The organism is Staphylococcus sp. LKG4-2, from assembly GCF_050955665.1.
Classification (GTDB): Bacteria; Bacillota; Bacilli; order Staphylococcales; family Staphylococcaceae; genus Staphylococcus; species Staphylococcus saprophyticus.
On sequence record NZ_CP194532.1, the window covers coordinates 566,073 to 579,396 of the forward strand.

Genomic DNA, 13,324 nt, shown 5'->3' on the forward strand with positions numbered 1-13,324 from the left:
AAAATGTATACAATAAATAAGACAATTTAAAGGATGTCGTTCGTAGGTGATAAGATTTAGTGATTTAAAATCTAATTTAAGGTATTATAATTACGGATATGATCATTAATACTTTCAAGGTAGAAGATAGTATTTTTTTCATTTTCTAACTCAGTTTCATGATCAAATTCTAAATTGTCGAAACGGTTAAAGAATGATTCATAAGTTTCGACTGAAATTTCTTCGCGGTTATTTAATAAATCTTTATGTCCTTGAATATCAAGTACATCTTGGTAGCCTTCTACGATTTTACCACTGAAGAATTCGCCAACAGATCCTGAACCATAACTAAATAGGCCAATCGTATCGTTTGCAGATAAATCATGTGTTTCAAGTAAAGAAATCAAACTCAAGTAAAGTGAGCCAGTATAAATATTACCTACATAACGATTATAATAAGTGGCTGCATCGTAACCTGAAGTTAAACGTTCTTTTGTTTCAGCATCAATGTCATCTGTTAAAATAGAATCAAGTGCTTTTTTGCCCATTTTAGTAAATGGTACATGGAAACATAAAGATTTAAAATCAGCTAATGATTTGTTGTGGCGACGTGCATATTCTTGCCAACTTTCTTGGAATGAACGAATATAAGCATCTTTAGATAAAGCACCATCTACAAGTGGATAAGCTTGTCCGCTTGGACGCCAAAAATCATAGACATCTTCTGTAAATGCAACGGCATCGTCATTTAGTTCAAGAATGCGTGGATTTTGTGAAATCATCATAGCTACTGCACCAGCACCTTGTGTTGGTTCGCCGCCAGAATGTAAACCATAACGCGCTGTATCACTAGCGATAACAAGCACTTTTTCATCTGGACGTTGTGCTAAATAATCTTTAGCTAATTGAATGGCAGGTGTAGCTGCATAGCAAGCTTCTTTCATTTCAATACAACGAGCAAATGGTTGAATGCCTAGCAAGTTATGTATTTGTACTGCAGATGCTTTAGCTGAATCAATGGCAGATTCAGTTGCAACAATAACCATACTAATTTGTTTTTTATCTTCATCTGTAACAATCGCTTTGGCAGCATTTGCACCCATTGAAACGATGTCTTGGCTCATTGGACTTACTGACATTTCAGTTTGGCCAATACCTAATAAATATTTGTTTGGGTCTACTTGACGGGATTCGGCAAGCTTAGCCATGTCTACATAAAATCTTGGAACATAAAAATTAATTTGATCAATACCAACTGTCATAAAGCGTATCGACACCTTTCTATATATAAATAAGCAATTGTATCATACCAAATCGTGACAATAAAATACAATGATTTGAAAAAGAGATATAAAGGAGAATGAACATGAATAAAATCGCAATTGTAAGTGCTAAGCGTACACCGATAGGGAGATTTAAAGGAAAGTTAAGTCATTATTCAGCAGTAGAACTTGGCACTAAAACATTGGAAGCTGCTATAAAAGCTATAAATTTAGATTCACAAAATATTGAGCAAGTCATATATGGTAATGTACTACAAGCTGGCAATGGACAAAATCCAGCACGTCAAATCGCTATTAATGCTGGCGTGCCTAATACAACACCAGCTATGACAATAAATGAAGTCTGTGGTTCAGGATTGAAATCCATTATTTTAGGAAAACAATTAATACAATTAGGTGAAGCCAAAGTCGTAGCAGTTGGCGGTGTTGAAAGTATGACGAATGCGCCTCAACTCATTTTAAATGACAGTGAAACACCTGTTGATAGCTTTATGCATGATGGTCTTACTGATGCCTTTATGAATGTACCTATGGGTATTACAGCGGAAAAAATTGCTGAAAAATATGATGTGACACGTGAAGCGCAAGATGCGTTTGCTAATGAATCACAACTGAAAGCACATCAAGCCACACAAGCTAAGAAATTTGAAAATGAAATTGTACCTTTAGAAGATGTAAACGGAGACTGGATGACCACAGATGAAGGTATTCGTGGCAATAGTAGTGTTGAAAAATTAAGTACACTAAAAACAATCTTTAAAGAAGACGGTACTGTGACAGGTGGCAATGCTTCAAGCATTAATGATGGGGCATCAACAATTATCTTGATGGATGAAGTTTATGCCAAAGAAAATGGTTTTGAAATATTAGCATTTGTTGGAGCACATGCAGAAATAGGCTGTGATCCAGAGTTAATGGGTTATGCACCATATCATGCAGTTACAAAATTATTAAACCAAGCTGATAAAGCGATAGAAGACTTTGATGTGGTTGAAATGACAGAAGCTTTTGCGGCGCAGAGTATACCAGTAAGTAAAAATCTAGGTATAGCTGAAGAACAACTCAATTTATATGGTGGAGCGATTGCCTTGGGACACCCTATAGGTGCAAGTGGTACACGTTTAGTTACAACACTTGTAAATATTTTAACACAAGAAGATAAACAAACAGGCATTGCTACTGCTTGTATTGGTGGCGGTTTAGGTATCGCTATTGCTATAGAAAGAGAGGTTTAATAATGGAAGCATTAGACAAATCATTTCGTCATTTATCAAGAGAAGACAAGTTAAACACGTTAGTTCAAAAAGGTTGGTTAAATGAAGAAAATAAAAATACTTTGTTAAATAATCCTTTAATTCCTGAAGAAATTGCGAATAGTTTAATTGAAAATGTCATTGGACAAGGAACATTACCTGTCGGTTTATTGCCAGAAATTATAGTAGATGATAAATCTTACGTGGTACCGATGATGGTTGAAGAACCATCTGTAGTAGCAGCGGCAAGTTACGGTGCAAAACTTGTCAATCAGACAGGTGGATTTAAAGTTATTTCTAGTGAACGTCTAATGATTGGTCAAATCGTTTTTGATGGAGTATCCGATACTGAGATACTATCACAACAGATATATAATCTCGAAACGCAAATTAAACAAATTGCGGATGAAGTGTATCCTTCTATTATAGAAAGAGGTGGCGGCTATCGTAAAATAGATATTGATACTTTTCCAAATGAAGGGTTATTATCATTAAAAGTATCCGTAGATACCAAAGATGCAATGGGTGCGAATATGTTAAATACCATATTAGAAGGTATAACAGCGTATCTTAAAAATGAATTAAAAGACGTTGATATATTAATGAGTATCTTGTCGAATCATGCCACAGCTTCTGTAGTAAAGGTACAAGGTGAAATTACAGTTGATGCGTTATCTAAAGGTGATCGAGATGGCGAAGCAGTTGCTAAGCGAATGGAACGGGCTTCTGTATTAGCTCAAGTTGATATCCATCGTGCAGCTACACATAATAAAGGTGTCATGAATGGCATACATGCAGTTGTACTCGCAACAGGCAATGATACTAGAGGTGCAGAAGCTACAGCGCATGCTTATGCAAGTAAAGATGGTCAATATCGTGGTTTAGCAACATGGAAATATGATGAAGAAAGACAAACTTTAGTGGGAACAATTGAAGTACCAATGACACTTGCAACGGTAGGTGGAGGCACGAAAGTGTTACCTATTGCAAAAGCATCTCTGGATTTAATGAAAGTAGATTCTGCGCAAGAACTTGGTCATGTTGTTGCGGCAGTTGGTTTAGCACAAAACTTTGCAGCTTGTCGTGCGCTTGTATCTGAGGGTATTCAACAAGGACATATGAGCTTACAATATAAATCTTTAGCAATCGTTGTTGGTGCGCAAGGTGAGGAAATAGCACAAATTGCGGATATGTTAAAAACACAACCAAGAGCGAATACAGTTGTTGCCCAACAATTATTAGACGAATTAAGATTACAAAAACAATAAGTACAATACGAATGATTATAATAGAGTCATTTATTAATTATTTAACCCTTTTTAATTTCTCATTAAAAGGGGTTTTTATTATAAGCGTTAGATATATACGCACGATTCAGGAAATGAAATTATTTTATTTTATGAAAGGCTTTGCATATAATTAAGAAGATGAGTAATTAAAAAAGGGGTGGAGCTTTATGGATTCAAATGAATTGCCAGTACTAGCTTATAAAGATGGAGAAAATAGTGTCGCACCAATACCTGCATATGAGCAACAATTACCTACAGTCACTGCCGATCCTTGGCTAGAAATATCTAAACAAGGATTACAGTTAGAAGGATTATGCTTTGATAGACAAGGTAACTTATTACTTTGTGAAGTGTTTGGTGGTACGATTTTTCATGTGAATTTACCAGATAAAAAAGTCACTGAACTATTTAAATCGCATAAACAAAACCCAGCAGCCGTCAAAATTCATAAAGATGGCAGACTATTTGTCTGCTATTTAGGGGATTTTGAGAGCACTGGAGGAATCTTCATGGTAGATGCTGACGGTAATGACGCGCAAGATATCGTTTCAGATATTGGAACTGAATACTGTATTGATGATCTTGTCTTTGATAGTAAAGGTGGGTTTTATTTTACTGATTTCCGTGGTTATTCTACTAATCTCAAAGGTGGCGTTTATTATGTATCGCCAGATTTTAAATCAATTACACCAGTCATACAAAATCTTGCAGTTGCTAACGGTGTAGCTTTAAGCACAGATGAAAAAACATTGTGGGTAACAGAAACGAATGCCAATCGTTTACACCGTATCGATTTATTAGAGGATGGGGTGACAATTGCGCCATTTGGTGCTTCCATTCCATATTATTTTACAGGTCATGAGGGTCCAGACTCGTGCTGTATTGATAGCGATGATAATTTGTATGTTGCCATGTATGGTCAAGGAAAAGTTCTCGTTTTTAATAAAAAAGGTTCGCCTATTGGTCAGATATTAATGCCAGGGCGCGATCAAGGTCACATGTTAAGATCGACACATCCAGCGTTTATACCAGGTACAGACCAACTCATCATTTGTGCAAATGACATCGAAAATGATGGGGGATCATGGATATACACTGTTAAAGCATTTGCTAAAGGTCATCAAAGTTATCAATTTCATTAATATATAAAATAAGCGTCCGAGACATGAATAGATGTCTCGGACGCTTATTCTTATTTGGCAGCAGATGACTGAAAACATTGAGCCGCCACTTTTTTAGGTATGCGTTTTGGCTTGAATTAAACAGCAAGACGTCATCTATGGCGTGTTTGTAACAGTTATATAAAACGCTGGCTAATCTAGAAAGATTTCTATGGCAATTATGATTTGCATCTATTTAGTCTAAATAGAAACTAATAAATGTAATTGTACTTCGCTGCAGAGGATTTGCTTAACACTCTTGTTCCATAGGCTAAAGGTCGATTGTAATTATATTCAGAGACTTTAATACTACCATTATTATAAACGGTTTCTACATATGCTACATGACCGTATGTGCCACTAGTAGATTGCATGACAGCACGTTTTGCTGGTTTTTTTCCTACACGATATCCGGCTTTTTTAGCTTTACTGTACCAGTACTTTGCATTACCCCAACCATTTGGTACAACTTTACCGACACTCGCACGTTTTTTAAATACATACCAAGTACATTGGTTTTTATAGTAATAGTTAACAGCAGCATTTGTAGTTTGTGATTCATTAATCGCTTGAAAAGTGACTGTCCCTGTCATTAATAGCGTAGTTGCAATAAATACATTTACTAATTTCTTTTTAATATTCATACATATCTCCAGTCATTTTTAAAATTATATTTTTATAATAAGGTTGAGAAGTAAAAAGTACAATAATATAAACAATTATTACAAATAACTTTAACAAGGAAGAAATATATGCCACACAATTGTAATATGACATCTGAATAAGTGCATATTTAAAAGTCAATATCACAAATCAATATCATTAATTGTCCAACTATCATTTATTAATTGGTACAGCAGTGGCTATTTTAGTTACCTTAATACATGGTTATGAATTCAGTGAAGTAGAAGAAATGATGTATAAGGGCATAAGACATGCTTTACCAGCGATTGTCATCATTATATTAGTTGGTTTAGTAATCGGCTCATGGATTGGTAGTGGTGTGGTTGCGACTATGATTTATTATGGGTTGCAATTGATAGATCCAAGATATTTCTTGGTTGTAGTTGTTATTTTGTGCGGTATTGTTGCATTAGCGATTGGCAGTAGTTGGTCAACGATGGCAACGGTGAGAGTAGCATCAATGGGCATTGGAATCAGTATGGGGATTTCAGCTGGTATGGTTGCTGGTGCGGTCATTTGTGGTGCATATTTTGGTGATAAAATGAGCCCGCTTTCTGATACCACGAACTTGGCTTCTGGCTTAACAGGCGTTGATTTATTTGAGCACATTAAACATATGTTCTATACAACGATTCCAGCTTTAATCATTTCACTGGTTGCATTCTTTATTATTGGTCACCGTTTTGGGACGAAAAACTTTGATACAAAAAACATTAATGCCATTCTAGACACCATGCAAAATCACTTTTTAATTACGCCATGGTTATTATTAATTCCTTTAATCGTCATAGCTCTAGTTGTATTAAAAGTACCGGAGATTCCAGCCATCTGTATGGGGATTGTTCTTGGATTTTTTGCACAAATCTTTGTACAAGGTGGTACGATTACAGAAGCATTAACCGCGCTACAAACAGGGTATACGATTGATTCAGGTAATAAACTTGTAGATGAATTATTCAACCGTGGTGGATTAGAATCTATGTTCTACACAATTTCTTTAACATTAGTAGCGATGACGTTTGGTGGCGTATTAGAGTACTCAGGTATGCTAAAGGCTTTAATCACTCAGATACTTAAAATTGCAAAGTCTACAGGTACATTAATAGCATCGGTCATCGTATCATGTATCGGCACAAATATTACTTGTTCAGAGCAATACATATCAATCATCGTACCTTCTCGCATGTATATTAATGCCTTTAAGGAGAAGGAATTGCATCCTAAAAACCTTTCGAGAGCACTGGAAGATGGCGGTACATTAAGTTCTGTATTTGTACCTTGGAATACATGCGGCGTATTTATTGCATCTACCTTAGGTGTTTCAGTAATAGAATATGCTCCCTATGCGATATTAAATTATACAGTCCCTATCATCTCAATAATATTTGGTTATATTGGATTTAAAATTGTTAAACTTAGCAATCAAGATAATGAAATAACTAATCAACCAAATAAATTAACACAAACAAATGATGCGAATAATGCTTAAAACTGAAACGAATTTAATAAATAAAAGAAAATAATTTTATTTTGTACGTGTTATGATAGTTTATGAAATGTATTGAATATATGTTCTGTATTCATTTTTTAGTTGAAATGTCTAAAGTGAGATGTAAGCCTAATAGTAAATTTGGTTTCAGTCCTACGATATTATTGAATTATTGAAATTTCAACGTATACTGAATAATATTAAATAAATATATGCAAAGGAGTGAATACATGGACATTAAACATATGAAATATTTTGTTGAAGTTGTTGACCAAAAAGGTATGACGAATGCTTCAAAACATTTATTTATCGCTCAACCGACAATAAGTAAAGCGATTAAAGATTTAGAACAAGAATTAGATATGACATTGTTTGATCGCAGTAAGCGACAACTTGTCTTAACCGATGCGGGTTCGATTTTTTATAAAAAATGTAAGGAAATCTTAACGTTATATAATGATGTGCCGAAAGAAATCAATAGCCTTTTAGGATTGGAAACCGGGCATATCAGTATAGGTTTGTCTGCAGTGATGAACATGAACCAATTTATTAATATTTTAGGTGAATTTCATCAAAAATATCCTAATGTTACCTATAGTCTTGTCGAAAATGGCGGGAAAATGATAGAAACACAATTAATTAATGATGAAATCGATATAGGCATCACAACATTACCGGTTGATCAGTCCATTTTTCATTCTGTGACGTTATATCAAGAAGATTTAAAATTAGTATTAAATAAAGAACATCATTTAGCGAATGAAGCGCATGTTGATATGAGTATGTTAAAAGATGAAGACTTCATTTTATTTAATGAAGATTTTTATTTGAACGACAAAATTATTGAAGCGGCGAAAAATGCCGGCTTTATTCCTAATACGATTTCTAAAATTTCACAGTGGAATTTTATCGAAAACTTATTGAACGCCCATTTAGGAGTCAGCATATTACCCGAAAATATTGTACATTTATTAGATAGTAGTTTTAGTAACAAAACATTAGAAGATCCAGGTATGCGTTGGGAATTAGGTGTGATTTGGAAAAAAGATAAGTACCTAAGTCATGCAACGAAACAGTGGATTGATTTTATGAAAGAAAGATTATAAAGATAAACATATATACACTTAATAAAAGCCGAGAAGAAATCTTACATTAAATAAGATTTCTTTTCGGTTTTTATGCGTAATTCATTAGAATAAGAGGATTTATTATCTGAAATGATTAATCAAACCGCTTTCATTCATAATCATAATAGGTCATATAAAAATTCAATATTTTTATTATAAGAATAATCATTCTATACTAGTAATTGTAATCAGGAAAGCAAGTAGAAAAAAATGCAATTAAGGAATGATGCTATTGCAACAATTTAAAAAGATAATAACAGTGTTGATTCAAGTATTAGTGATTATGGGGATTACTTATTTAGGTAATGTAATTCAACGTTATATGCATATACCCATTGCAGGCAGTATCGTAGGATTATTATTATTTTTCTTATTATTACAATTTAAAGTAATTCCAGCAAAATGGGTAAATGAAGGGTCAAATTTTTTCCTAACGACAATGGTATTTTTCTTTGTACCTTCAGTAGTAGGAATCATGGATGTTGTACCAATGATTAATTTGAATTTCATTTTATTCTTCTCAATGATTCTTCTTGGTACATGTTGCGTAGCTTTAATTTCAGGCTTTATAGCTGAAAAAATGGTTAAAAATAAACAAGACGGGAATGGAGTTAATTAGATGTTGATTTTAGAAGCGATAATAATGATTATTTTAACAATAGCAATGTATATTGGCGCGAAAAAGCTACAACAAAAATTTCAAACTCCATTTTTGAATCCTGCACTTATAGCATCTATTGGTATTATTATTGTTCTATTATTATTTAGAGTAGATTACAAGACTTACATGCTCGGTGGAAAATGGATTAATTATTTATTGAATTGTACGGTGGTTTGTTTAGCTTTCCCACTTTATCAAAACCGTCATAAAATTTTAAAGTATGCGCGTGTTATTTTTAGTAGTGTATTGATGGCGGTCATGTTAAATTTTGTATTTGTATTTAGTATATTAAAATTATTTGGCTATTCTAAAGAAACTATTGTAACGATGTTACCAAGATCAATAACGGCTGCAGTAGGTATTGAAGTGTCACATCAACTAGGTGGCATTGATACAATTACGGTTATGTTTATTATAACGACAGGTTTGATTGGTAGCATTTTAGGCGCTTATTTATTAAGATTAGGAAGATTTAGATCTTCAATTGCTAAAGGAATGACTTATGGTAACGCATCACATGCCTTTGGTACTGCTCAAGCACTTGATATTGATTCAGAAACTGGTGCTTATAGTTCAATTGGTATGATTTTAACAGCAGTTCTAAGTTCAATTGTTTTACCTATACTCATACTATTTTTATACTAAATAGGTATGCGTTATAATCAATTTGTACATTTAAGTAATGATTTGGTATCAGTGAGCTGGAGTTAAATGAAATTAATGTAAATATTTTAAAGAACTACTCCTTTATTTAAAAAAGATATTAGAAAATCAGCTTACTGTTCCACATCTATCTTAAAATTAGCTTTAAAAATTCGATTGAAGTCGATTTAAAAATGAAGGGAGTTTTTAATAATGGGCAAGATTAAAGCAAATGAAGCATTAGTAAAAGCATTACAAGCATGGGATATTGATCATATTTATGGTATTCCAGGTGACTCAATAGATGCAGTAGTTGATAGTTTAAGAACGGAAAGAGATAATATTGAGTTTGTACATGTGCGTCATGAAGAAGTCGGAAGTTTAGCTGCTGCAAGTTACACTAAACTAACAGGTAAAATTGGTGTCGCATTAAGTATTGGTGGTCCAGGTGTTGTACATTTACTTAATGGTATGTATGACGCCAAAATGGATAACGTACCGCAACTTATTTTAGCAGGACAAACAGATAGTACTGCTTTAGGTACAAAAGCTTTCCAAGAAACTGATATTAGTAACATGGTTGATGATGTTGCTGTATATAAACATCAAATTTCTGAAAATGATAAAGACGTATTTGGTATCGTGAATGAAGCGATTCGCACAGCTTATGAGAAAAAAGGTGTTGCGGTGTTAATTCTTCCAAACAACTTATTAAATAATAAAGTTAAAGATACTACAAGCAAAGGTGTAGATACTGCACCTCCAGCAAGAGTTGCGCCAAAACCTCGTAGTGTTAAAAAAGCAACTAAATTAATAAATAAAAGTAAACGTCCAGTGATGTTACTTGGTACAGGTGCGAAACACGCTAAAGATGAAGTACGTGAATTTATCGAAGCATTTAAAATCCCAACAATTGTTACGTTACCTGCGAAAGGGATTCTTGCAGATGACCACCCTTATAACTTAGGTAATTTAGGTAAGATTGGTACGAAAGTATCTTATCAAACAATTCAAGATGCAGACTTATTGATTATGGTAGGTACGAACTACCCTTATGTAGATTATTTACCTAAGAAAAATATTAAAGCAATTCAAGTCGATACAAATCTTGAAAATATTGGACACCGTTTCGATGTAAATGCTGGTATCATTGGTGATAGTAAATTAGCGTTACAACAACTAACTGATTCAGCAAAACACGTTAAAAATCGTGATTTCTTAAATAAAACACTTGAAAGAAAAGCGACTTGGGATTCATGGATGGCAAAAGATATGGCAGACAGCAGTTCGCCTATCCGCCCAGAACGTCTCATGGATGCTATCAATCAAGTTAGAACAGATGATGCCATCTTCTCTATTGATGTTGGTACTTCAACTGTTTGGTCTACGCGTTATTTAAACTTAACTGTAAATAACAAATTTATCGTTTCAAGTTGGTTAGGTACAATGGGTTGTGCATTACCTGGTGCTATTGCAGCAAAACGCGCTTACCCAAATCGCCAAGTTGTCGGTATTGCTGGTGACGGTGCTTTCGAAATGGTTATGCAAGATTTTGCAACTGCCGTTCAATATGATTTACCAATGACAATTTTTGTATTAAATAACCAAGAATTATCATTCATTAAATATGAACAACAAGCAGCGGGCGAATTAGAATATGCAATTAATTTCACAGATATGGATTTAGCAAAATTTGCTGAAAGCTGTGGCGGTGTTGGTTATACATTGAAAGATCCAAATAGAATTGACGAAGTAGTGGAAGAAGCAATGTCTCAAGATAAACCAACAATTGTAAATGTTTATGTTGATCCAAATGCTGCACCATTACCTGGTAAAATTGTTAAAGATGAAGCAATTAATTATGGTAAATGGGCATACAGATCTATTACAGAAGATAAAAAACTAGATTTAGATGAAATCCCTCCAATGTCAACTGCCGTTAAACGTTTCTTCTAATAGTTAAAACGGAACGTAGCAACGTGTTTATTTGACTAAAATAATATTTAAAAATGGATAACTAGGTTGCTATAATTTAATAATTTAGTTATTGATTTTCTATTAGAATAGCAGGCCAAGATGTTTAATAATATCTCGGCCTGCTATTTGTATTTTGTTTTCGTTTTTTGTCGCTTTAGCATTGATTAAAATTAGGACTATGGGATAATAGAGTAAGCGCAATATTCTGATAATTATATATGTAAATGGCATAATATAAAAATAAGACTTATACAAATTTTAAATAAATGAACATTTTAAAGCGTACTTATAGTTGGGAGAGGAAGTTAAAATATGGGGAAACATAGCTTTAGGCATTTACGTATAAAAACACCACATACATATGCACTGTTACTCATGATCATCATTATTTCTAGCATATTAACATATTTAATTCCTGCTGGAGAATATGCCAGGGAGAAAAAAGATGGGCAGACGCTTGTCGTTCCTGGTTCGTATGAACAAGTACAACAGCACGGTGTTTCATTTTTCGATATTTTTCGTGCAATTCCAGAAGGATTGATGAGTGGTGGCGAAATTGTATTTTATATCTTTCTTGTAGGTGGCGCGTTTGGCATTGTACATAAAACGGGCGCATTTGAAAATGGAGTAAATAAAGCAATGCAATCATTAGGAAAATATAAAGTGCTGATGATTCCATTGACGATGACGATTTTTTCAATCTTAGGTTTTTCAATTGGTTTAGCAGAAGAAACAATTATTTTTGTACCTATTGGGATCATCATTGCACGTACTTTAGGTTATGATGCGCTTACTGGTGCTGCTATGGTTATATTAGGCGCAGCGAGTGGTTTTATGGGTGGTATGTTAAATCCGTTTACTGTAGGTGTTGCTCAAACAGTAGCAGAATTACCGATGTTTTCAGGATGGGGTCTACGTTCCATCATCTATATTTTCATTTTAATTGCCGCTATCACTACAGTGATGTTATATGCGCGTAAAGTTAAGCATGATAAAACAAAAAGTTATGTTTATGAATTAGAACAATCTGAAGGACATACGGTTACGTCCATGCATATAGCTCGTTTTACCAAAAGACAAGCAAGTGGTTTAGGCTTAATCGTTCTAGCAATTATCTTAAATGTATACGGTATTTTTTCATATGGTTGGTCATTCAATGAAATGAGTGCGAATTTTATATTGGCAGGTTTACTTGCTGGATTTATTGGTGGACTTGGTTTAAATGGTACATTTGATGCAATGATTGATGGCATGAAAGATATTTTGTTTGGGGCAATGATTGTAGGATTTGCTAAGGGGATTATTGTTATTTTGGAAAACGGACAAGTCATAGACAGTATTGTCTATGGTATGACGACATTATTAAATGGTGTTCCATCAGCATTAGTCATCATCGCAATGTTCATTTTACAATTCATGTTAAATTTCTTTATTCCATCTGGATCGGGACAAGCGTTGACGACCATGCCGCTTATGGTACCGATATCGGATTTATTAGATATTAATCGTCAAATCACTGTATTAGCATTTCAATATGGTGATGCAATAAGTAATGTATTATTTCCTACGTCGGCTATTTTAATGGGCGCTTTAGCAGTCGGTAAAATCACGTATACACAATGGTTGAAGTTTGCTTGGAAGATTATTTTAACTTGGGTACTTATCTGTTGTATTGGTATGTCGATTGCATTAATTGTAGGTTACTAATCACAAGGGTATTTAGATTGAGATCAAAAAAATAAAATAAATTTGCAATTAGTTATTGTATCTTTAATGAAAG

11 protein-coding genes are annotated in these 13,324 nt (G+C 33.8%); 9 read left to right on the forward strand and 2 right to left on the reverse strand.

Annotated elements, in window-relative coordinates; translation table 11 throughout:
- Nucleotides 1–71: 71 nt before the first annotated feature.
- Nucleotides 72–1,241, reverse strand: coding sequence for a hydroxymethylglutaryl-CoA synthase (locus tag ACM6UH_RS02600; protein ID WP_047504632.1), 1,170 nt, complete (start codon nt 1,239–1,241; stop codon nt 72–74).
- Between the two features lie 104 nt (nt 1,242–1,345).
- Here ACM6UH_RS02600 and ACM6UH_RS02605 point away from each other — a divergent pair, with 104 nt between their 5' ends.
- From ACM6UH_RS02605 to ACM6UH_RS02615, 3 genes are all read left to right on the forward strand, one after another.
- Nucleotides 1,346–2,497, forward strand: coding sequence for a thiolase family protein (locus tag ACM6UH_RS02605; RefSeq protein WP_002482281.1), 1,152 nt, complete (start codon nt 1,346–1,348; stop codon nt 2,495–2,497).
- 2 nt (nt 2,498–2,499) lie between these two features.
- Nucleotides 2,500–3,783, forward strand: a complete 1,284-nt coding sequence (locus ACM6UH_RS02610) for a hydroxymethylglutaryl-CoA reductase, degradative (RefSeq protein ID WP_048787396.1) — start codon at nt 2,500–2,502, stop codon at nt 3,781–3,783.
- A 188-nt stretch (nt 3,784–3,971) separates the two neighbouring features.
- Nucleotides 3,972–4,946 carry an SMP-30/gluconolactonase/LRE family protein gene (locus ACM6UH_RS02615; RefSeq protein WP_061050479.1) on the forward strand — a complete coding sequence of 325 codons (975 nt, stop codon included), beginning with the start codon at nt 3,972–3,974 and terminating at the stop codon, nt 4,944–4,946.
- Between the two features lie 230 nt (nt 4,947–5,176).
- Here ACM6UH_RS02615 and ACM6UH_RS02620 read toward each other — a convergent pair whose 3' ends face one another.
- Nucleotides 5,177–5,608, reverse strand: coding sequence for a CHAP domain-containing protein (locus ACM6UH_RS02620; protein ID WP_047504628.1), 432 nt, complete (start codon nt 5,606–5,608; stop codon nt 5,177–5,179).
- 182 nt (nt 5,609–5,790) lie between these two features.
- Between ACM6UH_RS02620 and nhaC the strand changes: the two genes are divergently transcribed.
- The 6 genes from nhaC (at nt 5,791) to ACM6UH_RS02650 (ending at nt 13,251) form a co-directional block, all read left to right on the forward strand.
- Nucleotides 5,791–7,137, forward strand: coding sequence for a Na+/H+ antiporter NhaC (gene nhaC, locus ACM6UH_RS02625; RefSeq protein ID WP_047504626.1), 1,347 nt, complete (start codon nt 5,791–5,793; stop codon nt 7,135–7,137).
- Between the two features lie 230 nt (nt 7,138–7,367).
- Nucleotides 7,368–8,243 (forward strand): cidABC operon transcriptional activator CidR, encoded by an 876-nt coding sequence (gene cidR / locus ACM6UH_RS02630; protein ID WP_002482286.1) that lies wholly within the window; start codon nt 7,368–7,370, stop codon nt 8,241–8,243.
- 244 nt (nt 8,244–8,487) lie between these two features.
- On the forward strand, nt 8,488–8,883 hold the full coding sequence (locus ACM6UH_RS02635) for a CidA/LrgA family protein (RefSeq protein ID WP_011302310.1): 396 nt from the start codon (nt 8,488–8,490) through the stop codon (nt 8,881–8,883).
- Nucleotides 8,884–9,570 carry an LrgB family protein gene (locus ACM6UH_RS02640; RefSeq protein WP_011302311.1) on the forward strand — a complete coding sequence of 229 codons (687 nt, stop codon included), beginning with the start codon at nt 8,884–8,886 and terminating at the stop codon, nt 9,568–9,570. It begins immediately after the preceding gene.
- Between the two features lie 210 nt (nt 9,571–9,780).
- Nucleotides 9,781–11,523, forward strand: coding sequence for a pyruvate oxidase (locus tag ACM6UH_RS02645; protein ID WP_011302312.1), 1,743 nt, complete (start codon nt 9,781–9,783; stop codon nt 11,521–11,523).
- Between the two features lie 333 nt (nt 11,524–11,856).
- The gene (locus ACM6UH_RS02650; RefSeq protein ID WP_011302313.1) at nt 11,857–13,251 is read left to right on the forward strand and encodes a YfcC family protein; all 1,395 of its coding nucleotides are present in this window, start codon (nt 11,857–11,859) and stop codon (nt 13,249–13,251) included.
- Nucleotides 13,252–13,324: the final 73 nt, after the last annotated feature.